The sequence below is a fragment of the Jatrophihabitans sp. genome, from assembly GCF_036000465.1.
Lineage (GTDB): Bacteria > Actinomycetota > Actinomycetes > Mycobacteriales > Jatrophihabitantaceae > Jatrophihabitans.
This window is the reverse complement of the sequence record NZ_DASYFV010000013.1, coordinates 121,081-144,780: the sequence shown is the minus strand read 5'-3', so window position 1 is coordinate 144,780 and position 23,700 is coordinate 121,081. Positions and strand designations below refer to the sequence as shown.

Genomic DNA, 23,700 nt, shown 5'->3' with positions numbered 1-23,700 from the left:
TACGCCAGGGGCGCCCGCGCGCTTCCCGGGTTTCGACGTCCGCCCGGTCGGCGCCCGATAGCGTGGCCTCATGGCCGCAGACCAGCCCATCGGGATCATCGGGGGATCGGGCTTCTACTCCCTGCTCGACGAGCACGAGCCGCACGAGCTCGAGACGCCGTACGGGGCCCCGAGCGACACGATCACGACCGGCCATCTCGCCGGCCGTTCGGTGGCGTTCCTGCCCCGCCACGGCAAGGGTCACCGGTTCGCGCCACACCTCGTGCCCTACCGCGCCAACCTCTGGGCGCTGCGCTCGCTCGGGGTTCGGCAGGTCGTCTCGCTGTCGGCCGTGGGGTCGCTGACGACCGGGCTGCCGACCGGCACCCTCGTCGTGCCGGACCAGGTCGTCGACCGCACCCATGGCCGCCCGCACACCTACTTCGACGGCGCCGACGGGGTCGGCCACGCCACCTTCGCCGACCCGTACTGCCCGGCGATGCGGGCCGCCGCGACCGCCGGCGACGAGCCGACCCACGACGGCGGCACGCTCGTCGTGGTCAACGGGCCGCGCTTCTCCTCGCGGGCCGAGTCGCTCGAGTTCCAGTCGCACGGCTGGTCGATCATCGGCATGACCGCGATGCCCGAGGCGGGCCTGGCCCGCGAGCTCGCGCTCTGCTACTCCACGCTGGCGCTCGTCACCGACCTCGACGCCGGGGTCGAGGCCGGTACCGGGGTCACCCACGCCGAGGTGCTGGCGGCGTTCGACCAGAACCTGCCCCGCCTGCGCGACCTGCTCGTCGGCACGCTGCAGCGGCTGCCGGCGACGCCGGGCGGATGCGGCTGCGCCGACACCTCGGGGTACCCCGCGTCGCACGTGCTGCCCTGATGCGGGTCCTGCTCACCGGCGGCGCCGGGTTCATCGGCACGCACGTGCTGGCCCGGTTGCGCGAGCGCGGTCACGAGACGGCCGTCCTCGACTCGCTGCGGCCCGAGGTCCACCGCGGGACGGTCAAGTCGGTTGACCATCCGGTCGATGTGCGGGACGCGGCTGCCGTCGAGCGGGCGCTGGCCGGCATCGACACCGTCGTCCACCTCGCGGCCAAGGTCGGCCTCGGGGTCGACGTGCAGGATCTTCCCGACTACGCCGACTCCAACGTGCACGGCACCGCCGTGCTGCTGGCCGCGATGGCCCGCTGCGGCGTCCGGCGGCTGGTGCTGGCCAGTTCGATGGTCGTCTACGGGGAGGGACGCGGGCGCTGCGCCGAGCACGGCGAGGTGATCCCCGGACCGCGGCGCGAGGCCGACCTCGCCGCCGGGCGCTTCGAGCCGCCCTGCCCCGTGTGCGGGGCCGAACTCGCGCCCGCGCTCGTCGGGGAGGACGCCGCCACCGACCCGCGCAACGCCTACGCCGACAGCAAGCTCGGCCAGGAGCAGTTCGCCTCGTCGTGGGCCCGCGCCGCCGGCGGGAGCGTCGCGGCCCTGCGCTACCACAACGTCTACGGCCCGGGCCTGCCGATCGACACGCCCTACGCCGGGGTGGCCGCGATCTTCCTGTCCGCGCTGCGCCGCGGCGAGGCGCCGCAGGTCTTCGAGGACGGCGGCCAGCGGCGCGACTTCGTGCACGTCCGCGACGTCGCGGCGGCCACGGTGACGGCCGCCGAGCGGCACGACTCCGGCGTCCGCGCGTTCAACGTCGGCTCGGGCACCCCACGCACCGTCGGCGACCTCGCGAACGCGCTGGCCACCGCGACCGGCGGCCCGCCGCCGCAGGTCACCGGCGCCTACCGCCTCGGCGACGTCCGGCACATCACCGCCGACTCCTCCCGGCTGAAGGCCGAACTCGGCTGGGCGCCGCAGGTCGACTTCGCCGACGGCACCGCCGAGCTGGCAGAGGACTAGGGCGCGCTGACCGGCAGCCGCACCCGGAAGCGGCAGCCGCCGGGCCGGTTCTCCACGTCGACCGTGCCCGAGTGCGCCTCGACGATGCCGCGGGTGATCGCGAGGCCGAGGCCGGCGCCGCCGGTCGAGCCGGGCGAGTGCGGCGTGCGGGCGGCCTCGCCGCGGAAGCCGACGTCGAAGACGCGGTGCAGGTGGGCCTCGGGGATGCCGCCGCACTCGTCGCTGACCACGACCTCGGCGAGCGACGCCGGGTCGGCGCTGATGCCGACCCGCACGTCGACGTTGCCCTCGGCCCGGGTGTGCCGGATCGCGTTGGCGACCAGGTTGGTCAGCGCCCGGTTGAGCTCGGGGCCGTTGCCGGTGACGGCCGCGGTGCCGTCGACCGAGCCGGTAAGGCGGACGCCCTGGGCGGCGGCGAGCGGTTCGAGCGCGGCCAGGCAGTCCGAGACGAGATCGTCCAGCGAGATGCTCTCCAGGTCGCGTGACACGACACCGGCCTGGATGCGGGAGAGGTCGAAGAGGTCCTCGACCATCTGGTTGAGCCGCTCGACCGACGCGCCGATCTGCTTGTAGTAGAGCTCGGGGTCGTCGACGACGCCGTCCTCCAGCGCCTCGCTCATCGCCCGCAGGCCGGCGAGCGGCGTGCGCAGGTCGTGACTCACCCACGACACCAGCTCGCGACGCGCCGTCTCGAGCGCGCGTTCCCGCTCGCGCGTCGCGGTCAGCGCCGCCGCGGTGGCACGCAGCTCCTGGCGGACCCGCTCGACCTCGGCGGTGAGGCGACGCCCGTCCGGCGCGGGCACGCGTCCCTCACCGATCTCGGCGACGGCGCGACGCAACGCGGCGGCGTCTTTGCCGAGCCGCCGGGCGGCGGCGAACGCGGCGATGCCGGTGACCGCGCCGGAGAACGCGGTCAGCGCGATCATCGTCTTCCAGTCCCACCAGGGGACGAGCATCGCGTGGATCGCCCCCCACAGCGCGCCCATCGACGCCGCGGCGCCGGTGAGGACGAGGGAGGTGAGCAGTCCGGTCAGTGAGCGGCGGCGGACCGGCAGCAGCAGGAACCAGACGCCGAGGCCTCCGACCGCCGACCACAGCAGGGCCGCGCCGAGGTTCGACCAGGTGAGGTTCACGGCAGTTCCAGCCGGTAGCCGATGCCCCACACCGTCTGGATGAGGGTGGGGTTCGTCGGGTCGGCCTCGACCTTCTCGCGCAGCCGGCGGACGTGCACGGTGACGGTCGACTGGTCGCCGAACGTCCAGCCCCAGACCTCGTGCATGAGCTGCTCGCGGTTGAACGCCTGGCCCGGGTGCATGAGCAGGAAGGTCAGCAGGTCGAGCTCGCGCACGGTGAGGGCGATCTCGACACCGTCGCGGGTCACCCGCCGGGCGGCGGTGTCGACGGTGATGGCGCCCGCGGTCAGCACGGCCTTCGATGCGGGCGGCTGGGCGGCGGACGCGCGGCGCAGCACCGAATCGACCCGCAGCGCGAGCTCGCGGGGCGAGAAGGGCTTGGTGACGTAGTCGTCCGCGCCCACCTCGAGACCGGCGATGCGATCCTCGGGCTCGGCCAGTGCGGTCAGCATGACCACGGGCAGGTTCGGCCAGCGCTGCCGCACCTGGCGGCACACCTCGAGCCCGTCGATCCCCGGCAGCATCAGGTCGAGCACCATCAGGTCGGGTTCCTTCTCGGCGACCGCGTCCAGGGCGGCCTGCCCGTCGCCGATCCGGCGGGTGGTGTGCCCCGCGCGCTCGAGGTAGGTGACGACGACAGCGGCGACGGTGTCGTCGTCGTCGACGACCATCACCTGAGCCATACGCACATCGTAGGGAGTGGTCGGCGCGACGGGGCCGCCGAACGGCCCGCGTCACTGCACCGTAAGGGTTCCTGGGCGGTGCTGTGCGGATTCACCGAATAGCCTCGGAGCAGTGACCCCCGTGACCCCGCAGCTGGACATCGTGCTGCCCTGCCTCGACGAGGCCGGCGCGCTGCCCTGGGTCCTCGACCGGATCCCGCCCGGCGCCCGCGCCGTGGTGGTCGACAACGGTTCGACCGACGGCTCGCCCGACATCGCCCGCGCCCGCGGCGCTCTCGTCGTCACCTGCGACCGGCGCGGGTACGGCGCCGCCTGCCACGCGGGCCTCGAGGCCGCCACCGCCGAGTTCGTCGCGTTCTGCGACTGCGACGCCTCGCTCGACCCGGGCGACGCGCTGCGCCTGCTCGACGGGATCCGGGCCGGGGCCGACCTCGTCGTCGGGCGGCGGCGGCCGGTCTCCAGGGGGGCGTGGTCGCTGCACGCCCGCGTCGCGAACGTCGAGCTGGCCCGGCGGGTACGTCGACGCACCGGCGCCGACCTGCGTGACGTCGGTCCGCTCCGCGTGGCGCGCCGCGAGCCGCTGCTCGCGCTGCCCATCGCCGACCGGCGCAGCGGCTACCCGGTCGAGACGGTGCTCCGCGCCGCCCAGGCCGGCTGGACGATCGTCCAGGAGGACGTCGACTACGCCCCCCGCACCGGACGGTCGAAGGTCACCGGCACCGTCCGCGGCACGCTGCAGGCCGTCCGCGACATGAGCGCGGTGCTCGCGTCGTGAGCGGCATCGACACGCTGCTCGTCATCGCCAAGGAGCCGGTGGCCGGTCGGGTGAAGACCCGTCTCGTCCCGCCCCTGACCTTCGAGCAGGCGGCGGACGTCGCCGCGGCGGCCCTGTGGGACACGCTGCGCGCGGTCGCCCCGGTGCCGGTGCGGCAGCGGTTGCTCGCCTTCGACGGTGATGCCGCGCAATGGTGTCCGGAGGGATGGCGGGTGAGCGCGCAGCCCGAGGGCGGTCTCGACACCCGCCTCGTCGCCGCCTTCGAGGCCGCGGGGAACGGGCCTTCCGTACTCGTGGGCATGGACACGCCGCAGCTGCGGGCCGACCAGCTCACCGCGTGGGATCCCGATCGGTTCGACGCCTGCCTCGGGCCGGCTTCGGACGGGGGTTACTGGGCGATCGGCTTCACCGACGCCACCGTCGCCGCGGCGGCCATCAGCGGCATCCCGATGTCGCTCGCGACGACGCGTGAGCACCAACTCGCGCGGCTCGACGAGCTGGGGTTACGGGTGCAGCTCCTCGACGAGCTGACCGACGTCGACACCATCGACGCCGCCCGCGAGGTGGCGCACGAGGTGCCGCGCTCGGCCTTCGCGCAGGCGCTCACCCGGACCGGGGCCCGCTGATGGAGCTCGGCGCCCTCGCCCCGTACGAGCGGGCGCTGCGCACGAGCGGGCCGCTCGGCCTGCGCACCGATGACGGCCGGGTCATCGCCCTCGACGTCGCCCGTTGGCTGGCCGGCGCCGACGACGCCGACCGCAGCGTCGTCGACCGCTGCACCGGGCCCGTCCTCGACGTGGGGTGTGGCCCGGGACGGTTCGTCTCGGCCCTCAACGCCCGCGGCATCGCCGCCCTGGGCGTCGACATCGCCGAGACCGCGGTCGCGCTCACCCGCGGCCAGGGCTTCCCGGCCCTGCTGCGCAGCGTGTTCGGCGATCTGCCCGGCGAGGGACGCTGGCCGACCGTCCTGCTCATCGACGGCAACATCGGCATCGGGGGCGACCCGCTGCGGCTGCTCACCCGCATCCGGGCGCTGCTGCGTCCGGGCGGCTGCCTGGTGGTGGAAACGCACGAGGACGACGACGCCGACGACCTGATCGAGGTGCGGTTCACCTCGCACGGGACCGTGGTCGGCCCGCCGTTCGACTGGGCGAGCGTCGGCCGCGAGCCGCTGCTGCGCTACGCCGCGATGGCCGGCTACTCGCTCGACGAGGCGTGGTCGTCCGACGGCCGGTCGTTCGTCGCGCTCGCGGCCTGACCGCCACTCACCACGCGGACGAGGTAGAGCAGCACCGCGACCCCGGCGACGATCGTCAGCAGGATCGCCACGTTGGCGGTGAAGTCCTGCTGCAGCACCGCCTTCACCTTCGGCTGGCTGTTCTCGCGATGGATGAGCGGCAGCGCGATCACGGTGACCAGGCCGCCGGCGATGAGCGCGCCCTGCACGAAGCGCCGCGCGCGGGCCGGGATGCGACGCAGGGCCGCCCCGATGCCGACGACGACCGGCGCCAGGACACCGTCGTGGATCGCGACCGCGCCGGCCAGCCAGAGCGCCAGGAAGAGCAGGTTGCGGGTCGACACCTCGGTGAAGAGGCGGAACGCCCCGAACAGCATCAGCAGGCCGCCCGAGCTGCCGATCACCATTCGCGTCCGGCTCATCGGTCTGGCCTCGCTCGGCACGCGTCGCTCATGAGATCTCCACCCGAGCCAGCCACTTCGTGTTCAGCACCCCGGCGCGGTCGGGCGCGATCAGCCGCAGCGGGTAGCCGTGCTCGATGTGCAGGCGGTCGCCGTTGAGGTGCGTGGCGAGCAGTGCCTCGGCCACCTGCGGCCCGTCCACGTAGGAGTGCCGGTAGGAACCCTTGGGTTCGAGCGAGACGACGCGGACGCGGCAGTCGGCCGAGCCGCCGGCCCGCTCGACGAGATCGATCAGGCGAACGCCCTGCCAGCGGGCGCCGACGCTCCACCCCTCGACGCACGAGATCGGGAAGCTCTTCTCGTGCGTGGCCAGGGCCTCGACCTCGGCCAGGGTGAGCGTGAACGGCGCCGGTCCGGTGACCTGCAACGTGTAGCCCGGGGCGAGCGCGAGTCCGCGGACCTTCGCCTGGTCGGCCGTGCGGTTCACCGGCACCCCCTGCGGGCCCTTCTTCGCCTGACGGGTGGCGAGCAGGCCGATCGGGGCCAGTGGCGTGACCGTCTGACCGACGCTCGTGGCGACCACCAGACCCACCCCGGCACCGGTGGCGAGCAGCACGCCGCGGCGGCTCAGCCCCTCGGGCGCCGGCGGCGCCACGTGCGTGTTGTCGTTGTTGCTGTACGCGTCCGGGTTCTCCTGCCACGACTTCTCGGTCAGTACGTCGCCCAGCGCGAGCTTGGTGTTCAGGCCGTACTTGATGTCGGGCAGCTTCACCGCGATGTGCAGGAGGATCGAGCCGATGAGGACGTAGGCGAGGAAGCGGTGCACCGGCACGAAGTCCCACGGCCAGGGGTACCAGTTCAGCGAGTTGAACAGGCCGGTGAACAGCTCGACCAGCCCGGACGACACGAGCAGCGCGACACTCAACCGCTCGAGGCCGTGCCGCGCGCCCTTCACCACCGGCCACTGAAACAGCTTGGGGAAGACCGACCAGAGCTTGACCAGCAGCAGCGGGATCGCGGCCGTCCCCGTGGCGACGTGCAGGCCCTGCGTGATGCGGTAGCCCCACACCGGCGTGGCGGGCTCGGGCAGCCAGGACCACGGTTGGTACTGGTAGTGGCTGAGCAACCCGGTGACGAAGCAGATCCCGAACATGATGCCGAGCACCCGCCCGAGGCGGGCGGTCAGCGCAGTCGAGCGCACCGGGCTGGCGAAGCGCGGCCAGAACCGCGGTCGGGTCGGGGTCGAGGTTCCGGGCACCACGCAAGTGTGGCGTGCGGAGAGCCGTCGAACCCTTACGACCCGAGGACGCCGGGGCCTCCGGTGCGGTACGAACCCGGACGGTTTGGGACGCTCCTCCTGTGCCACTGTCCCGCTCGTCCGCCGTCGTCGCGGCACTCGGGCTGACGCTGGCCGCCGAGACCGCCGCGTACGGCGCGCTGATCCGTCGTACCGACGTTCCGCACGCGCAACGCCTGATGCTGATCGCGACCCCGCTGTGGGTGCTCGCGGTGTGGTTGCTGTCGCGCTGCCGACTGTCGGCGCGGGGGTTCACGGTCGTGGTGCTCGGCGCGAGCGCGGTGCTGCACCTGGTCGCGCTGACCGGCCGGCCGTCGACGTCCGACGACGACTACCGCTACCTCTGGGACGGCAAGGTGCAGCTCGCCGGCATCGACCCGTACCGCGACCCGCCCTCGTCGCCGGCGCTGGCCGGGCTGCGGGAAGCGGCGCTGTTCGGCGCGCCCGGTCACTGCCAGCACGCGTTCCCCGGCGGTTGCACCTCGATCAACCGGCCCACCGTGCGCACGATCTACCCGCCGGTGGCCGAGGGGGCGTTCACCCTCGTGCGGGTGTTGTCGTTCGGGGGGCAGGGCGAGCACCTGCCCCTGCAGCTCGCGGCCGTGCTCGGCTCGCTCGTCATCGGCTGGCTGCTGCTGCGCTGGGCGTCGGCCCGGGGCCGTCCGTGGCTCGCGGCCGTCTGGGCGTGGTGCCCGATCGTCGTCGTCGAATACGCCAACAACGCGCACATCGACTGGCTGGCCGTACTGCTCGTCGTTCTCGCGCTCGCGACGTCGGCGGCGCGTCGCCCGGGGCTCGCCGGAGCGCTCGTCGGCGCGGCGATCGCGGTCAAGCTCTACCCCGCGCTCGTACTGCCCGCGCTGATGCGGCGCCACCCGTTCGCGGCCGTCGGGTCGGCGCTCGGCCTCGTGGTGCTCGTCTACGTGCCGCACGTCGTCGCCGTCGGCTCGGCGGTCATCGGTTACCTGCCCGGCTACCTCAAGGAGGAGAACTACTCGAGCGGGAAGCGGCTGCTGCTGCTCGGAGAGGTGTTGCCGCACCCGGCCGACACGATCGTCGGCGTCGTGATCGTCGGCGCGGTCGCCCTGTGGGCCTGGCTGCGGGCCGCGCCGGAGCACCCGGAACGCAGTGCCGTCGTGGTCGTCGGCGTCGCCTTCGCCGTCTTCACGCCGAGCTACGGCTGGTACACCGGCCTGCTGGTCGCCCTCGTCGCGATGACCGGCGCCGTCGAGTGGACCCCCCTGGCCTTCGCCGCCGTCGGGGCCTACCTCGTCCACGCCGACCACGACACGCTGATCTACGCCTTCGCCGCCGCGGCCGTCGCCCTGATCGCCGGCCTGCGCCTCCTCCTTGATCAACACGCCCGGGGCAGGTCTGTGGACCTGCTCCGGGCGCGATGATCAAGGAGGGCGGGCCGTCCACAGGCTGATCGCTCGTCCACAGATCCGCGGTCGGACCGACGCGCCGTCGCGCGCCTGCCGACGATCGCGGGATGAGACTCGATCCCTTTCCCGATCCGGACGCGCTCCCGCGTGTGATCGGCCGCGCTGACGCGCTGCGCCGGGGCTTCTCGCGCCACGCGATCGATCACCGGCTCTCGACCGGACAGTGGGACCGCGTCCTGCCGCGGACGTACTTCACCGGCGAGACGATGAGCGATCTGGATCGGTGCCGCGCCGCCCTGGCGTTCGCCGGGTCGGGGGCCGCGCTGTCGGGCACGGCCGCGCTGTGGGCCGCGCAGGTCCGGCGCGTCCCGTGCCCGCAGCGGGTGCTGATCCTGGTGCCTCCGTCGAACCGGACGCGCTCGCGTGACTGGGTACAGGTCCGGTGCACCTTCCGTCCGATCACGGTCGCGCGGTGGAGCGGCCCGCGCCGGGTCGAGCCGGCGCGAGCGACCGCCGACGCGTGCCTGGCCCTGCGCCGGCTCGACGACGTGCGGACCCTCGTCGCCCGTGTGGTGCAGGACGGCGGCTGCCGCCTCGACGAACTCGCGGGCGAGCTCGAGGCGGGCCCGCGGCGGGGAAGCGCATTCCTGCGTCAGGCGCTCGCCGAGGTCGGCTGGGGTGCCGCGTCGGCTCCGGAGGCGGAAGCGGCCACGATCCTGCGCCGCGCCGGACTCACCGGGTTCGAGCAGAACGCGACCCTCGTGCTGCCCGACGGTTCGACCCGGGTGGTCGACTTCTACTGGCCGGGTCTGCGGGCCTGCCTGGAGATCGACAGTGTCGAGTGGCACTTCGACCAGCGGGACTGGGCCGGCACCTGGGACCGTCATCTCGACCTGACGACGTTCGGTTACAGCGTGATCCACCGTCCGCCGTCGGCGCTGCGGGACCGGGCCCGCTTCGTGAGCGATGTGCGGGCGTGGCTGGGCGGCCGGGAGCGGGACCTGCGCCGCGGCCTTGCGTGATCATCGCGCCCGGGGCAGGTCTGTGGACCTGCTCCGGGCGAGTCGATCACGTCTCAGAAGGGCTGGGCGCGCCAGGCATTCGGGCCAGGGATGAGCGGCGCGCGGTGCTGGCGTGACGGGTCGTTCCAACCGCCGCGCCGCTCCTTCGGCGCCGGCTCCTCGCCGCCCCCGGACACCGCCATCAGCGCGGTGAGCACGGCGAGGTCCTCGGGTGACGGATCGCCCTTCACCACCCGCAGCACGGGCCGCGCCGGTCCCGTCTCCTCCGAGCTCACAGCGGGATGTTCCCGTGCTTCTTCGGCGGTAGCGACTGCCGCTTGTTGCGCAGCACGCGCAGGGACTTCACCACGTACGAGCGGGTGTGCGACGGCATGATCACCGAGTCGATGTAGCCGCGCTCGGCGGCGATGTAGGGGTTGGCGAGGGTGTCCTCGTACTCCTGCACCAGCTTGGCCCGCAGGGCCTCGGGGTCGTCGGCCTTGGCCAGCGCCTTGCGGTGCAGGATGTTCGCCGCGCCCTGCGCGCCCATGACCGCGATCTGCGCCGTCGGCCACGCGACGTTGATGTCGGCGCCGAGGTGCTTCGAGCCCATGACGTCGTACGCGCCGCCGAAGGCCTTGCGGGTGATGATCGTGATCTTCGGGACGGTGGCCTCGGCGTAGGCGTAGATCAGCTTGGCGCCGCGGCGGATGATGCCGGCGTGCTCCTGGCCGACACCCGGCAGGAAGCCGGGGACGTCGACGAAGGTCAGCACCGGGATGTTGAACGCGTCGCAGGTTCGGACGAACCGGGCCGCTTTCTCCGAGGCGTCGATGTCGAGGCACCCGGCGAAGTGCATCGGCTGGTTGGCGACGACGCCGACCGGGTAGCCCTCGACGCGGCCGAAGCCGCAGATGATGTTCTGCGCGAACAGCGGGTGCACCTCGAGGAACTCGCCGTCGTCGAGCACGTGCTCGACGATCTCGTGCATGTCGTACGGCGTGTTCGCGGAGTCGGGCATGAACGTGTCGAGGAACGGGTCGGGCTCGAGGTCGACCGCGCTGTCGAAGGTCGGCAGCGGGTCGAGGTTGTTCGACGGCAGGTAGGACAGCAGCGCGCGCACGTAGCCGATCGCGTCGTCCTCGTCCGAGGCCAGGTAGTGCGAGTTGCCGCTCGTGGTGTTGTGCGTCCGCGCCCCGCCGAGCTCCTCGAGCGTGACCTCCTCGCCGGTCACCGTCTTCACGACATCCGGGCCGGTGATGAACATCTGCGAGGTCTGGTCGACCATGACGACGAAGTCGGTCAGCGCGGGGGAGTAGACGTGGCCGCCCGCGGCGGCCCCCATGATCAGCGAGATCTGCGGGATGACGCCCGAGGCGTGCACGGTGCGCTGGAAGATGTCGCCGTAGAGGCCGAGCGAGACGACACCCTCCTGGATGCGCGCGCCGCCGCCCTCGTTGATGCCGACGACCGGGCAGCCGTTCTTCATCGCGAAGTCAAGGACCTTGACGATCTTCTCGCCGTAGACCTCGCCGAGCGCGCCGCCGAAGAGCGTGACGTCCTGGCTGAAGACGCAGACCGGACGCCCGTCGACCGTGCCGTAGCCGGTGATGACGCCGTCGCTGAACGGGCGGTTCTTCTCCATCCCGAACGACGTCGATCGGTGCCGGGCGAACTCGTCGAACTCGACGAAGGAATCCGGGTCGAGCAGCGTCTCGATGCGCTCGCGGGCGGTCTTCTTGCCCTTCTTGTGCTGCTTCTCGACCGCGCGGTCCGAGCCGGCGTGCACGGCTTCGTCGTAGCGCCGCTCGAGATCGGCGAGCTTTCCCGCCGTGGTGTGGATGTCGGGAAGGGACGCATCGGCGTCGACGGGCTCTGCCATGGGGCCTGAGCCTAATCGGGCTCGGGCGTCCCCGGCGTCGTGAGGTGACCGATCTCGCGGGACTACCTTGGCGGCATGACCGTCGACCGCCCGGCCCTGGACGTGGAGCGAGTCCGGGACGCCGCCGCCCGCTGGGCCCGAATCGAGCTGGTCGAGGAGACCGCGTCGACCAACGCCGACCTGCTCGCCGACCTCGAGGCGCCCGACCGCACCGCTCGCGTCGCCGAGTACCAGGCCGCCGGCCGGGGCCGGTTCGACCGTGTCTGGACCTCACCGCCGCGGGCCGGACTGACCTTCTCCGCCCTGTTCCGGCCGGCCGTGTCGCCGATGCGCTGGGGCTGGCTGCCCCTGCTCGCCGGCGTTGCGCTCGCCGAGGGGGTCGAGGAGGCGACCGGCCTGGCCGCCGCCCTGAAATGGCCGAACGACCTGCTGACCGGCCCGGATCAGGCCAAGACGGCGGGGATCCTCGTCCAGAGCTCGGACGATCGCGTCGTCGTCGGCATCGGGCTCAACGTGTCGACCACCCCGGACGAACTGCCGGGGGTGACCGCGACCTCGCTCGCCCTCCACTCGTCCACGCCGCCCGACCGGGCGGACCTCCTCATCGCGATCCTCGGCCGGCTCGACGCCCGGATGGCGCAGTGGGCCGACCACGACGGCGACGCCGAGGCGTGCGGGCTGGCCGCGGCCTACCGGGCGCGCTGCGCGACGGTGGGGCCGAGGGTTCGGGTGAGCCTCGCCGAGGGCAACACCCTCGAGGGCACGGCCGTCGACGTCGACCCGGCCGGCCGGCTCGTCGTCGCCGGACCGGACGGGCCGCAGCCGGTGAGCGCGGGCGACGTGGAGCACGTCCGGGCCGGCTGAGCCGCAGACGCAACCGCCCCGAACCGGATAGCCTCCGCTGCGACGGCGAACCGTCCCGAGGAGGATCGACGTGGCCTATCCCGAGAAGCTGCTCGCGAACGACGAGAAGGTCGTCGAGCACCTGCACCCGCACTGGATCACGCTCGTGCCCGCCACGCTGTGGTTCGTCGTCATCTGCGCGGCCGCCGGGGTCGGCATCGCGTACGCCCCGAACAGCGGCACCGGGCAGCTCGTGGTCGTGGTTCTCGTGATCGTCGTCGGGCTGTTCCTGCTGAGCTGGCTCGCGTTCAGCCCGTGGATCCGCTGGAAGACGACGCACTACGTGTTCACCTCGCACCGGGTGCTGATCCGCCGCGGCGTCTTCCGGCACACCGGGCGCGACATATCGCTGCAGCGCATCAGCGACGTCGCGTTCACCCAGTCGCTCTGGGACCGGATGGTGAAGGCCGGCACGCTGACCATCGAATCCGCCGGCGAGCACGGCCAGGAGACGCTGGAGGACATCCCACGCTCGGACCTCATGCAGCAGACGCTGAACCGCCTCATCGAGGAGGACAGCGACCGGCGCGCGCGCTCGGCCTACGGCGGCGGCTACCCGCAGCAGGGGCCGCCCCAGCAGGGCGGCTACCCGCAGCAGGGTTACCCGCAGACCGGCCAGTACCCGCCGACCCAGCAGTATCCGCCGAACCAGCCGGGATACCCGCCGAACCAGTAGGCGTCAGCCCGCCGGCCTGTGCTTGGACAGATCGACGCCGCAGCTGTGCGTGGCATCAGCAGCGACCAAACTGCCTGCTCTCTGCACAGCCGCGGCGTCGATCCCTTGCACTCCCACCGGATTCCCCCCGGAACCGACAAGAGCAACCAGGGCCGATCCCAGCACGTGCCATGAGGGCGCGACGGAGGCGGGCGCGACGTGCTGCAGCTCGTCGACGAACGCCTTGGTCGACGCCAGCAGCGCCGGATCGGATGCGGTGACACCGGGCAGGATCGACTTCCCGGCGGCGACCGTCTCCTTCAACATGGAGCAGTAGTCCGAACGTGACGGCACCAGCTTCTTCGCCGCCCTGTCCGGTCCCGACAACGCGATGGTGCTGCCGGCCTCGGCCTGGCCGTTCGACCACCAGCGCACGGGCGTGATCGCGCCGACGGCGCTGGTGGCCTTCGGCGCCGGTGCGCCGCCACCGCTGCAGCCCGCGACCGCCGGGGAGACCGCGGCCAGGACGCAGACTGCGGCCAGCGCGCGGGTGCGGACGGTGCCGATCACTTGGGCGTCGTCCCGAGCTGGGCGCCTGGCACCGGGATGGACGGCGCGACGAACGCCTGCATGGTGAGCTGCAGCGTGGTCGTGGCCGTGGTGGCCTTGGCCCCCGGAGCCGCGCCGCTGCCCTCGTTCAGTCCGGTGATGAGGACGGCGCGGGGCTGGACCGACTGCAACTGCGCGAGGAATCTGTTCAGGGCCGCCGGGGTGCCGCTGGCCTGCGCGGTGATCGCCAGTGCGTAGACCGAGGCGGTCGGCGCCGCCGCGGCTCCGGTTCCGGGCGCCGTCGTCGCGGCCCCGGACGTCGGCGTCGACGCACCCGGCTGGCCCGCGCTGCCCGTGGCCGCCGCCACCGGGGCGGCCGGCGTCGAGGTGGTCGGCGTGCTGATGGCCAGCGAGCTCACGTCGGTCTGCGTGGCGCTCCCGATCGACTGCACGGTGCGGACGAAGTCGGACAGCCCGCTCGTGCCGGGGAGCGCGAGCTGGGCCGCCGCGAGCTGAGCCTTGTAGGTGGGCAGCTTGCTGTTCTCCGCCTTCAGCTGGGTGATCCGCAGCTGCAGCGCGGCGTTCTGGGCCCGGGCACTGTCGGCCTGCCCGTTGACACTGTCGGTGTCCGACCGCTGCGGGCTGATGAAGAAGAACCAGCCGATGAGGATGGCGACGAAGGCGACGAGGCCACCGCCGATCATCCACAGCCGTTCGTTCTGCGACCGCTCCATGTCACTTACCTCCGGGCAGGGTCGGTGCGGTGGTGGCGAAACGGCCGCCCAGCGCCTCACTCGTGATCAGGGCGGTGATCCCGAAGGTCACCGACTTGTCGCTCACCGTGATGTAGGTGATGTACGGGCTGGCGAGCCCCTTCACCCGCGACAGCTTGTCCGCGTAGGCCGCCACGGCCGGCTTGTCGCTCGCGCTGCCGGTGACGGTGATGGTGCCGGCGGTGGTGAGTCCCGTCTGGTTCAGCGAGCTCAGACCGCCGGTGGCCGCGACCCCGGTCGCGCCCTGGTTGATCGTGCCGTCGACCTGCGTCAGTGACACCCCGGGCGGCGCCGTGTCCCGCAGCGTGGTCAGCATCGACGCCCACGGCAGGTCACCGGCCATGAGCCGGGCCAGCTGGCTCTGGATCGACGAAACCTCGGCCTGCGCGCTCACCAGCGGCGCGTAGTCGAGCTGCTGGCTCTTCAGGGCCGCACCCTGGCGCTGGACCGAGTCGAGCTTGTCCTGGGCCGATCCCGTCTGCCACCACGAGATCGCGTACACGCCGACGAGGACGAGCGCGAGCGCGGCCAGCCCGGCCAGCACGCGCTTGCGCATGGCGTCGGCGCGGCGGCCGGCGACGACCTCGTCGGGCAGCAGGTTGGCCCGGATCGCGACGAAGCGCAGACCGTCCGATCCGGTCGTCGACGCGGCCGGGGCCGCCGCCGGCTCGGGGATCATGGTGGTGGCCATCAGGCCGCTCCCAACGTGAGACCGATCGAGACCGCGGCCGACGAGCGGAAGCGGCCGAGGACGTCGTGCCGGCCGCCCTTGCGGGTGTCGTTGGTGCGCTGCAGCGGGTCGGACAGGAACGCGGGCACGCCGAGCTCGCGGGTCAGCAGCTCGGGCAGGCCCGGCAGCAGCGCCGCCCCGCCGACCAGAGCCAGCCGGCGCACCTTGGTGTCGGGGTGCGCGGCGGCGAAGTAGTTGAACGAGCCGCGGATCTCGGTGATCAGCGGGCGGATCGCCTCGGCGACCACCTCGGCACTCTCGGCGCTGTCGCTCTCGCGCAGCCCGACGCGGCACTTGATGGTCTCGGCCTCGGCCGGGCTCAGGTTCAGCCGGCTCGCGACCATCTTGGTGACCTCGGCCCCGCCGCGCGGGACGGTCCGGACGATCTTCGGCACCCCGTCGGTGTGCACGATGATGTTGGTGCCGTTGGCGCCGATGTCGATGAGCGCCTCGGTGTCGTTGGCGAGGTGGGCCGACGCGCGCAGCGCGGCGAAGCAGGCGAGGTCGACCTGGCTCACGTGCAGGCCGGCGGCCTCGACCGCGCGCACCGTGTCGATCACCGCCTCCTTCGGCGCCGCGATGACGAGCCCGTGCACGGTGTCCTTCTTGCCCGGCTTCTCGAGCGGGTAGAAGTCGAGCAGAGCCTGGTCGACCGGCAGCGGCAGCATGTCGCGCACGAGGAAGGGCAGGGCCTGGCGCAGTTCCTTGGCCGGCAGGTTCGACACCTCGAACTCGCGGACGATGACCTGCTGGTGGGTCACGCCCAGGATCACGTTCCGGGTCGTGAAGTTGTGCGACGTCCAGAGCTGGCGCAGGGCGGAGGTGACGGCCCGGTCGTCCTTGACGACACCGCCCTCGACCGCGCCGTCGGGCAGGAAGGCCTGCCCGAAGTTGGTGATGACCGGCACGTCCTTGCCGACGGTGGCCTCGACGGCTCGGATCGAGGTCGATCCGATGTCGAGGCCGATGAGCGTGGTGGCTGACACGGGGGCTCCTTCTGCGGGGGGTCAGATGGGGAAGACGGTGGTGGTCGCGGGGATCAGGGGGTGCTCACGAGCCCGATCCCGTCGAGATGCTGAGGATGTGCCACATGGCGCTCGTGGGGGACTGCGTCGGCAGCACCGACACGCCGGCGAGCAGGGCCTTGAGGTTCTCGTACTGCTGGGCCATCTCGTAGCCCGAGTAGGGGCGACTCGACTGGCCGGTCGTGTCCGAGACCTCCCACTCCTGCCCCACCGGGGCGTGGTGCGACATCGCGAGCGTGCCGATCTCGGTGAGGTAGGACAGCGGCGCGCCCCGGCTGTAGTTGTCGACGGTGAACTCGCCGCCGCAGGTGCCGCCGCCGCCGGGGGGCTGGGGGCAGGTGATGTGGGATTCGGCGTTGCCGAGCGCCATCACGACGCCGCGGATGGTGAGGCCGGCCAGGTCCGAGCGCATGTTGACGTACTGCTGATCGGGGCGGGTCCCGTTGGGCACGATCGAGTTGTAGAGACCGGTGATGTCGTCGGGGCAGAAGCCCGGGTCGGTGGTCGCGATCTCGGTCGCGTTGGTGATCCGGCACTGCACCGGGTGATAGATGTGCACGTTGTTCTGGCCGATGATCTGCAGGGCGCTGGTGCTGCGGTTGGTCGCCGCGTTCACCGTCCCGCTCAGGTTGCCGGTGACGACGACGTCGTCCTGCGCCACGACGGCCATCGTGTGGGCCGCCGTGCCCTCGATGTACAGGTCACCCGGGCCGCTCGCCCCGAACGTGCCGCTCTTGCCCATCTGGTATTGCGTCGCATCCGACATCGACGGGAAGGTGCTGGTCGCGGTCGTGATGACGGTCGTGGTCGTGGTGGCCTGCGGCGTCGCGGTCACCTTGAACTGCGGGACGGAGAGTCCGCCGCCGAGCAGGGCCGTGCCGTTGCCCCAGACGTAGTTGCCCACGTTGACGCAGATGCCGGCGAGCAGGGCGACGTTGCAGGTGCCGATCTGCAGGGTGATGCTGGCGGTGAGGCATGCGGTGGCGGTCTGGACGGTGACGGCCGAGTTGCCCGGCGTGTTGGCGAAGAACGGGTCCGCGGTCGGGGTCGGGATCGCCGTGTTCGTGGTCGACGGGGTGCCGCCGGTCGGCGTGCAACCGTCGGTCGTCGACGCGTCGGTCGCGACGCTCACCTTCCACCGGTGGCTGCGGTTGTCGGTGTAGGTCGGGGCGGTGCTCGCGGCGTCGGCCGAGTTGCCCGGCGTGAGGAGGGACTGCAGGTAGGTCTGCAGCTGGGCCGCGGTCTGGTAGTTCTGCGGGTTGGCCGCGAGGGCGGCCTGGACCGTCGACTTGAAGGTCGAGTACGCGGTGGCCGAGTACCCGGCCGGGTTGATGTAGCAGTTGAACAGCTTCAGATCGGTCGTCGCCGTGTTGGTGTTGCAGTTGTTGCCACTGCTGAAACTGGTCCACTGCGGGGTCCAGGCGCCGTCGGTCTTGCTGCTCGGGTTGTCTCCGGTGGCCGGGGTGTAGGGCTTGTCGGTGGCGCCGTCGGCGTAGGTCGTCGTGGCTCCGCCGGCGGGGGCGTTGGTCAGGTAGAACAGCGAGTTGCTCGTCGACGCGGTCGCCCCGAGTTTCTGCCCCGTCGTCGGCCAGCCGCTGCTGCCGTGCGCGATGGCCGGCGTCGTCTTCGGCACGCTGCCGTTGTCGTTCGCGACCAGGACGGTGATCGACGTCAGGTCGACCGAGCTCAGGGCCATGCCCGAGGCCGTGGCGCCGGTGTAGCACTGGGCCGGATTGGTCGGGGCGTTCGCGGCGATCCAGGCGGTCGTGGTCTGCGGGCTGGTGACGATCGCGGTGTTGCCGTTGATCTGCACCCGGGTCGGGCCGGCGTAGATGCAGGCGTTCGCCGGGATGACCGGGTTGCCGGTGGGCAGCTGCGGACCCTGGCCGACCGTGACCGCCGGGTACTTCGAGGCCGTCGACGGCGCGCCCCCGACCTCGATCGGGTAGCCGGCGCACTGCAGGTTGAACGAGCGGTAGTTCTGGCTGGGGGCGAGACCGCAGATCCCGGCGTCGGCGCTCGTGTACTGCCAGTTGGTGGCGACCGGCTGGTTGAACAGCGGGCCGGGACCGCCCGGGTAGCTGTTGCTGATGAGCAGGGCGTCGTTGGAGAAGTACCCGCCGGCGCCGTCCGCCCCGTTGCCGATGGGGGTGCGCAACTGCGTCATCGAGCCCCAGCTCGTCTGGCACGGCTGGAAGTTCGTGTAGTTGTTGCCGTTGAGACCGGCCTCGGTCCAGTCGACGTACGGGTTCGGCGCCTTCGGTGGTGTGTTGTTGCCGCGCCCGCCCTTGGCGTCGAAGGTCGCGTTGCAGACCGCCACCTTGCCGGCGGCGGTTCCCGGCGAGGCGCCGCTCCAGTTGATGCTGTTGAGGAACGTGTCCGTCGTGCTCGTGCACTTGTCGCCCTTGATCGGGTAGTCGGCCGCGTCGACGGCGGCGCAGTCGAGGGCGATGGTGCGGGCCGGCCAGTCGCCCAGCACGGTGGCCGACGACTGCGACTCGAAGCCGGTGACGAGGCCGTAGTCGAGCAGGTCGAGCGTCGAGCCGCCGACGATGTCGCCGACGACGACCTTCGTCGAGGAGATGCCGTTCTGCTTGACGATGCCGGTCGACTTGACCCGGAAGTAGCGGTTGCTCGGGTCCTTGACGGCCAGCCAGGAGTAGCTGGACGAGTAGGAGCTCGCGGCTCCGGGGGTCGGGATCGCCACCGTGCCCGAGTAGTTCGTCGGCAGCGAGCACGCGGCGACCGACGACGTGGCGCCCCCGCAGTTCGCGTCGACGTAGGCGATGAAGGCCTGCAGCCCGCCCTGCGCGGCGGCGTCCGCGGCCTGGTTGTAGCTCGCCTGCACCGACGGGACGATCGTGGCCGTGGTGACGGTGAGCGTCGCGCCGACGACCGTGGTGATGATGCCGACGACCATCAGCACGTAGATCATCATGAAGCCGCTGTCGTCACCGCGGCGCCGCTCGGCCCGGCGCCGTGCGTTCCTCAGGCTGGGCATCATCCGACCACTCCCAGACTCGGCAGGACGGCCTGCGACGTGAACTCGATGGGGTGCGCCTTCTTGCTGTCCACGACGCTGAAGTCGATCGTCACGCTGTAGACGGTGAGCAGCGTCGCCTTCGAGTTGGCGTCCTGCGACCCGTGCTGCGCGGGCAGCGGTTGGCAGTTGCCGGACGGGGTCGGTGCGACCCCGCCCGACACCGCCAGGTTGCTGCTCGTCAAGCCGCCGAACACCGGTGCCGACCCGGTCAGGTTGGTCATCAGGATCCGGCAGATCGCCGGCGACGAGTTCGCCGCGGCCCCGGCGGGGAACTGCTCCTCGACGAGCTGGCTGAGGCTGTCGCGGCGCAGCCAGAACATCGTCTGGGTGCCGGTCGTGCCCGGGCTGGAGATCGAGCGGTTGGCCAGGTCGGCGTAGAAGAACATGTCGTTGGCGGTCAGCCACTCGACCCGCCCCGCCCGGTTGCCGGGCGTCGGGCCGTCGGCGACGCGGAGGTAGGCCGTCCAGGACTGCAGCACGTTGCGCGCGGCCGCGCTCGCGTTGGTGTGGTCGGTGGTGCGCGAGGTCGAGTCGGTCAGCTGGACGACCATGGTCAGCGTCATCGCCCCGATGATCACGCTGAGCACCATGGCGACGAGGACCTCGGGCAGCGTGAGACCGGCGTCGGGCGACTGCCGCGCGTCCCGCAGGCGCGCGATCACGCGGGTGGACATGCGATCCGCGTATCGCTGCGGGCCAGGAACTGACCGCTCTGGGCCTGGGTGACGACGACGCTGACGGTGAAGAGCACGCCGGGCGCGCAGGTGTCACCGGCGTCGAAGGTGATGGTGCGGGCAGCGGTGAGTTGCTCGGCGGCCGAGCCCTTGGTGCCGACGGTTGTAAGGAACGGGTGGCCGGGCTCGGTGGCCACGGTGTTCTTGTTGGCCAGGGCGATGGCCTGGGCGATGAGCGACTGCGCCACGGCCGCGGCGTCGACGCGCTGCTGGTTCAGGTGCGAGGTGCGGATCGAGCGGTAGATCGCGGTGGCCGCGGTGGCGCTGACGATCGCGAAGACGGCGAACGCGACGATGACCTCGATGAGGGTGAAGCCGCCGTCACGCCCGGACGGGCCGATGCGGTCGCGGATCCGTCGGATCAGGCTGGTCGTCGTCATGCTGCACCTCCTTCGGCTGGTCGGCGCGCTGGGGGGACCGTCGCGGGAAACCGCGGCGGAGGGGGAGGGACGGGGAAGGCCCGGAGCCGGGACGGAGGGCGAACCCTCCGTCCCGGCCCGGTCAGGGGCGACTACTGGATCGCGCCACCCTTGGTGCTGTCGTACGAGTACGCGCTGGCCGCAGTGTTCTTGTTGCCACCGGTGTTGTAGGCCTTCAGCACGTAAGAGGTGCAGACGCCCGCGGCGCAGGTCGGGGTGTACGTCAGGATCGTGCCGTCGGACGCCTTGGCCGTCTCGGTGATGGGAGCGGCGACAGTGCCGCAGGTGAGCACCAGGTCGGTGCCGGCCGCGCCACCGCTGCCCGTGACGCTCGCCGCCGCCGGGTAGCTGTTGCTGCTCTCGGTGAAGCACTGCTCGAAGGCGCTGACCGCCGCGCGCAGGTCGGACTGCGCCGACTTGTCGTGCGCGCCCTTCTGGTAGTTCAGGTACAGCGGGATCGCGATGGCGATGAGGATGCCGATGATCACGACGACCACGAGCAGCTCGATGAGGGTGAAGCCGCGGTCCTCCGCGTCCTTCTCCTCACGGATCGCGTTGAGCTTGGAGATGAGCATTCGAGCCTCCGGGACTCTGGGGGGTTGGATGTCGACCTCGGGCGAAGCCGACCGGCTACCGGCGTGGGGGTAGCCGGTTTCCGTTCTCCGGTCCGTGGGGTGACCGGAAATCTGTGGGTGGCGTGGGGCCACCGTTGTGGGATCAGACGAGCGCTACGGGGACTATCGGCACGACGGCAGGCAGCACGACGCCGGACTGGCAGGCGGTGTAGGCCAGCCGCAGGTCGAGCACGTTGCCGTAGTTCGCCCCGGTGAGACCGGACGGGACGGTGACGGTGGCGGTCACCAGGTTCTGCAGGTTGAAGGTGAGGGCGCCGGAGAGGTCGGCGCCGATGCCGAGGCCCCACGCCGACGCAGTGCGATTGGTCAGCGTCGAGTTCGGGCCGACGACGAGGTTCAGGGCGACGGTCGACCCGGTGGCGTACGAGGTGAGGCTCGAGGCGAGCGTGCCGGTGATCCCGAGAGCGGCCATCACCTGGTTCAGCGTCAGCGGGATCGACACCAGCACGGCGCGGCCGTACTGCGAGACGGTGATGCCGCTGATCGTCAGCGTCGGCAGGTTGAGCACCGTCCCGTAGGCGGTGCCGTTCACCTTCAGGTTGGCGATCTGGGTGCCGACGACGTCGAAGGTGATCAGCCCGCCGAGCAGCGACATCCCGGTGCCCTCGATGCCGACTGACGGTGCGGTCTTCGGCTTGCTCGCACCGGTGGCGCCGTCGTTGGGGCAGTTCGACTTGGCCGCGACGGCGTTCACGTTCACGAGCGGGTTCGTGACCGAGGGCAGCCCCGGGATCAGGGTCGGGACGCCGCTGAGCAGCGAGACGTTGGTGTTGGCGACGCCGGCGCGTCCGAAGATCGGACTGGTCGCGTCGGCGGTCGAGGCCACCTGCTCGGCGTAACCGTTGATCGTGCCCACCTGCGCGGTCGCGAGCGGCGGGGCGCTGAGGGCGATGTTCGCGCCGCTCATGCAGGGCTGGCTGCCGCCGGCGGTGCACGGCGACGGGAGGGTGTCGTTCGGGAAGGCCGCCGGGGCGGTCGTCACCTGGGTCGTGCCGCTGCCGGTCGCCGCGTTGTACGGGCTGGCCGCGCCGAACGTCGACGCGACGGCGGTGTTCACCGTGCCGCTGATCGCGGAGACGAGCGGGTTCAGCGTCGAGCTGACGATCGGCCCGATCAGGCCGTCGAGCAGCGAACCGAGCGATCCGGACAGCGCGAGGGTGGCCCCCAGCGTGGCGGTTCCGGTGCTCGCGGCCGATGCGTAACCCGAGGCACTCGGGGTGATCGGCGCGGCTTCGGCCGGGTTCGCCGCGGTGGCCGACAGCAGGATCGCCGTCGTGCCCGCGGCCAGCAGGATTCGGGAGCGCTTCATCAGCCCGCGCCCTGGATGTGCTGGTAGATCGTGAACATCGGCAGGTAGAGGCAGATGACCATGACCCCGACGAGCGCGCCCATGACGACGACCATGATCGGCTCGATCGCGGCGGTCAGCGACTCGGTGGCGGTCTCGACCTCGTGGTCGTAGAAGTCGGCGACCTTGTCGAGCATCGCGCTGACCTGGCCGGTCTCCTCGCCGACCTCCAGCATCTGGGTGACCATGGCCGGGAAGACGTCATGCTTCTCCAGTGGCGTCGACATCGGCTGGCCGTTGCGGACCGACGCCGCGACGTCGTTCATGGCCTCGCCGATCACCGCGTTGCCGGTGGTGCCGCCGACGATGTCGAGGGCCTGCATGATCGGCACGCCGACCGCGAGCAGCGTGCCGAGGTTGCGGGCGAAGCGGCTGATCGCGATCTTGGTCAGCAGCTTGCCGAACACCGGGAGCTTGAGCTTGAAGGTGTCGAACTTCAGCCGGGTCGGGTAGTCGTCGTGCAGCCGCTTCTTGAACAGCTTGGTGCTGACCATGCCGATGCCCGCGACCAGTGGCCCGACCCAGAGGATGTTGTGGCTGAGCGACACCATGATCTGCGTCGGCAGCGGCAACGATCCGCCCAGGTTCTTGAACATGTTCTGGAAGATCGGGACGATGAAGATCAGGACGCCGGTGATCATCAGCAGGCTGAAGCAGATCACGATGACCGGGTAGGTCAGCGCCGACTTGATCTTGGCCCTGAGGTTCGCGTCCTTCTCCAGATTCATGGCGATGCGGTCGAGCGCGCTGTCGAGGAAGCCGCCGGTCTCGCCGGCCCGGATCATGGCGATCATCAGGCGGGGGAAGACGATGTCCTGCTTGCCCATCGCGACCGACAGCGAGAGCCCGCCCTCGATGTCGCGCCGGACGTCGCGGATCGCCTTCTGCAGCGTCGGCGACTCGGTCTGCTCCTCGAGGATCGCCAGCGACCGCAGCAGCGACAGGCCCGACGACGTCATCGTCGCGAACTGCCGGGCGAAGATGGCGAGGTCCTTCAGCGAGACCTTCTTCCTGCGGCCCGGGAAGAGGCTGAGCTCCTTGTTCAGGCCGCTGCCCGACTCCGAGATCGCGAGCGGGGTGACCCCCTGCTGGCGCAACGCGGCGGCCGCCGCCGATTCGGTCGTCGCGTCGACCTTGCCCTTGCTCTTCTTGCCCTGCGGGTCGATGACGACGTACTCGTAGGTCCTGGTCTTCGTCGAGGCGCTCACCGG

Annotated in this window: 25 protein-coding genes; 9 read left to right on the top strand and 16 right to left on the bottom strand. The window is 71.6% G+C overall.

Going from position 1 to position 23,700, the window contains the following annotated elements; all coding sequences use genetic code 11:
* Window positions 1-70 precede the first annotated feature (70 nt).
* Window positions 71-868, top strand: coding sequence for an S-methyl-5'-thioadenosine phosphorylase (locus tag VGN18_RS05085; RefSeq protein WP_327538564.1), 798 nt, complete (start codon window positions 71-73; stop codon window positions 866-868).
* On the top strand, window positions 868-1,881 hold the full coding sequence (locus tag VGN18_RS05080) for an NAD-dependent epimerase/dehydratase family protein (RefSeq protein ID WP_327538563.1): 1,014 nt from the start codon (window positions 868-870) through the stop codon (window positions 1,879-1,881). The genes VGN18_RS05085 and VGN18_RS05080 overlap by 1 nt, the downstream gene beginning before the upstream one ends.
* On the opposite strand, the gene VGN18_RS05075 is transcribed toward VGN18_RS05080, so the two are convergent.
* Window positions 1,878-3,014, bottom strand: coding sequence for a HAMP domain-containing sensor histidine kinase (locus VGN18_RS05075; protein ID WP_327538562.1), 1,137 nt, complete (start codon window positions 3,012-3,014; stop codon window positions 1,878-1,880). The genes VGN18_RS05080 and VGN18_RS05075 overlap by 4 nt on opposite strands.
* Window positions 3,011-3,697, bottom strand: a complete 687-nt coding sequence (locus tag VGN18_RS05070; RefSeq protein WP_327538561.1) for a response regulator transcription factor — start codon at window positions 3,695-3,697, stop codon at window positions 3,011-3,013. The genes VGN18_RS05075 and VGN18_RS05070 overlap by 4 nt, the downstream gene beginning before the upstream one ends.
* A gap of 112 nt (window positions 3,698-3,809) precedes the next feature.
* Here VGN18_RS05070 and VGN18_RS05065 point away from each other — a divergent pair, with 112 nt between their 5' ends.
* The 3 genes from VGN18_RS05065 to VGN18_RS05055 are packed head-to-tail and all read left to right on the top strand — an operon-like array spanning window position 3,810 to window position 5,730.
* On the top strand, window positions 3,810-4,472 hold the full coding sequence (locus VGN18_RS05065) for a glycosyltransferase family 2 protein (RefSeq protein ID WP_327538560.1): 663 nt from the start codon (window positions 3,810-3,812) through the stop codon (window positions 4,470-4,472).
* Window positions 4,469-5,098 (top strand): TIGR04282 family arsenosugar biosynthesis glycosyltransferase, encoded by a 630-nt coding sequence (locus VGN18_RS05060; protein ID WP_327538559.1) that lies wholly within the window; start codon window positions 4,469-4,471, stop codon window positions 5,096-5,098. The genes VGN18_RS05065 and VGN18_RS05060 overlap by 4 nt, the downstream gene beginning before the upstream one ends.
* Entirely contained in the window at window positions 5,098-5,730 is a 633-nt protein-coding gene (locus tag VGN18_RS05055) for a methyltransferase domain-containing protein (RefSeq protein ID WP_327538558.1), read from the top strand. Before VGN18_RS05060 ends, VGN18_RS05055 begins: the two co-directional genes overlap by 1 nt.
* Here VGN18_RS05055 and VGN18_RS05050 read toward each other — a convergent pair.
* Both VGN18_RS05050 and VGN18_RS05045 read right to left on the bottom strand, forming a co-directional pair.
* Window positions 5,670-6,131 carry a hypothetical protein gene (locus VGN18_RS05050; protein WP_327538557.1) on the bottom strand — a complete coding sequence of 154 codons (462 nt, stop codon included), beginning with the start codon at window positions 6,129-6,131 and terminating at the stop codon, window positions 5,670-5,672. The genes VGN18_RS05055 and VGN18_RS05050 overlap by 61 nt on opposite strands.
* A 28-nt stretch (window positions 6,132-6,159) precedes the next feature.
* Complete coding sequence (locus tag VGN18_RS05045; RefSeq protein ID WP_327538556.1) at window positions 6,160-7,368, bottom strand: molybdopterin-dependent oxidoreductase; 1,209 nt, start codon at window positions 7,366-7,368, stop codon at window positions 6,160-6,162.
* A 101-nt stretch (window positions 7,369-7,469) separates the two neighbouring features.
* On the opposite strand from VGN18_RS05045, the gene VGN18_RS05040 reads away from it, so the two are divergent.
* Both VGN18_RS05040 and VGN18_RS05035 read left to right on the top strand, forming a co-directional pair.
* The gene (locus VGN18_RS05040; RefSeq protein ID WP_327538555.1) at window positions 7,470-8,807 is read left to right on the top strand and encodes a glycosyltransferase 87 family protein; all 1,338 of its coding nucleotides are present in this window, start codon (window positions 7,470-7,472) and stop codon (window positions 8,805-8,807) included.
* 92 nt (window positions 8,808-8,899) lie between these two features.
* On the top strand, window positions 8,900-9,814 hold the full coding sequence (locus VGN18_RS05035; RefSeq protein ID WP_327538554.1) for a hypothetical protein: 915 nt from the start codon (window positions 8,900-8,902) through the stop codon (window positions 9,812-9,814).
* A gap of 53 nt (window positions 9,815-9,867) precedes the next feature.
* Here VGN18_RS05035 and VGN18_RS05030 read toward each other — a convergent pair whose 3' ends face one another.
* Both VGN18_RS05030 and VGN18_RS05025 read right to left on the bottom strand, forming a co-directional pair.
* Complete coding sequence (locus VGN18_RS05030; protein WP_327538553.1) at window positions 9,868-10,089, bottom strand: acyl-CoA carboxylase subunit epsilon; 222 nt, start codon at window positions 10,087-10,089, stop codon at window positions 9,868-9,870.
* Window positions 10,086-11,675: an acyl-CoA carboxylase subunit beta gene (locus tag VGN18_RS05025; RefSeq protein ID WP_327538552.1), complete on the bottom strand. Its 1,590-nt coding sequence runs from the start codon at window positions 11,673-11,675 to the stop codon at window positions 10,086-10,088. Before VGN18_RS05025 ends, VGN18_RS05030 begins: the two co-directional genes overlap by 4 nt.
* A gap of 75 nt (window positions 11,676-11,750) precedes the next feature.
* Between VGN18_RS05025 and VGN18_RS05020 the strand changes: the two genes are divergently transcribed.
* Both VGN18_RS05020 and VGN18_RS05015 read left to right on the top strand, forming a co-directional pair.
* Entirely contained in the window at window positions 11,751-12,539 is a 789-nt protein-coding gene (locus VGN18_RS05020; protein ID WP_327538551.1) for a biotin--[acetyl-CoA-carboxylase] ligase, read from the top strand.
* A 70-nt stretch (window positions 12,540-12,609) separates the two neighbouring features.
* Window positions 12,610-13,254 carry a PH domain-containing protein gene (locus VGN18_RS05015; protein WP_327538550.1) on the top strand — a complete coding sequence of 215 codons (645 nt, stop codon included), beginning with the start codon at window positions 12,610-12,612 and terminating at the stop codon, window positions 13,252-13,254.
* Window positions 13,255-13,257: 3 nt separating this feature from the next.
* On the opposite strand, the gene VGN18_RS05010 is transcribed toward VGN18_RS05015, so the two are convergent.
* From VGN18_RS05010 to VGN18_RS04965, 10 genes are all read right to left on the bottom strand, one after another.
* Window positions 13,258-13,803 carry a hypothetical protein gene (locus VGN18_RS05010; RefSeq protein ID WP_327538549.1) on the bottom strand — a complete coding sequence of 182 codons (546 nt, stop codon included), beginning with the start codon at window positions 13,801-13,803 and terminating at the stop codon, window positions 13,258-13,260.
* Complete coding sequence (locus tag VGN18_RS05005; protein ID WP_327538548.1) at window positions 13,800-14,516, bottom strand: hypothetical protein; 717 nt, start codon at window positions 14,514-14,516, stop codon at window positions 13,800-13,802. The genes VGN18_RS05010 and VGN18_RS05005 overlap by 4 nt, the downstream gene beginning before the upstream one ends.
* Window position 14,517: 1 nt before the next feature.
* Window positions 14,518-15,246 carry a hypothetical protein gene (locus VGN18_RS05000; protein ID WP_327538547.1) on the bottom strand — a complete coding sequence of 243 codons (729 nt, stop codon included), beginning with the start codon at window positions 15,244-15,246 and terminating at the stop codon, window positions 14,518-14,520.
* Window positions 15,246-16,271, bottom strand: coding sequence for a type IV pilus assembly protein PilM (pilM, locus tag VGN18_RS04995; RefSeq protein WP_327538546.1), 1,026 nt, complete (start codon window positions 16,269-16,271; stop codon window positions 15,246-15,248). The genes VGN18_RS05000 and pilM overlap by 1 nt, the downstream gene beginning before the upstream one ends.
* Window positions 16,272-16,335: 64 nt before the next feature.
* A complete protein-coding gene (locus VGN18_RS04990) occupies window positions 16,336-19,314 on the bottom strand; it encodes a hypothetical protein (protein WP_327538545.1) in 2,979 nt (992 codons plus the stop codon).
* Window positions 19,311-20,027 (bottom strand): prepilin-type N-terminal cleavage/methylation domain-containing protein, encoded by a 717-nt coding sequence (locus VGN18_RS04985; protein ID WP_327538544.1) that lies wholly within the window; start codon window positions 20,025-20,027, stop codon window positions 19,311-19,313. The genes VGN18_RS04990 and VGN18_RS04985 overlap by 4 nt, the downstream gene beginning before the upstream one ends.
* Window positions 20,012-20,467 carry a type II secretion system protein gene (locus tag VGN18_RS04980; protein WP_327538543.1) on the bottom strand — a complete coding sequence of 152 codons (456 nt, stop codon included), beginning with the start codon at window positions 20,465-20,467 and terminating at the stop codon, window positions 20,012-20,014. Before VGN18_RS04980 ends, VGN18_RS04985 begins: the two co-directional genes overlap by 16 nt.
* A 131-nt stretch (window positions 20,468-20,598) precedes the next feature.
* Window positions 20,599-21,081 carry a prepilin-type N-terminal cleavage/methylation domain-containing protein gene (locus tag VGN18_RS04975; RefSeq protein ID WP_327538542.1) on the bottom strand — a complete coding sequence of 161 codons (483 nt, stop codon included), beginning with the start codon at window positions 21,079-21,081 and terminating at the stop codon, window positions 20,599-20,601.
* A gap of 142 nt (window positions 21,082-21,223) precedes the next feature.
* A complete protein-coding gene (locus VGN18_RS04970; RefSeq protein ID WP_327538541.1) occupies window positions 21,224-22,450 on the bottom strand; it encodes a hypothetical protein in 1,227 nt (408 codons plus the stop codon).
* Window positions 22,450-23,697 carry a type II secretion system F family protein gene (locus tag VGN18_RS04965; RefSeq protein WP_327538540.1) on the bottom strand — a complete coding sequence of 416 codons (1,248 nt, stop codon included), beginning with the start codon at window positions 23,695-23,697 and terminating at the stop codon, window positions 22,450-22,452. The genes VGN18_RS04970 and VGN18_RS04965 overlap by 1 nt, the downstream gene beginning before the upstream one ends.
* Between the last annotated feature and the right edge of the window lie 3 nt (window positions 23,698-23,700).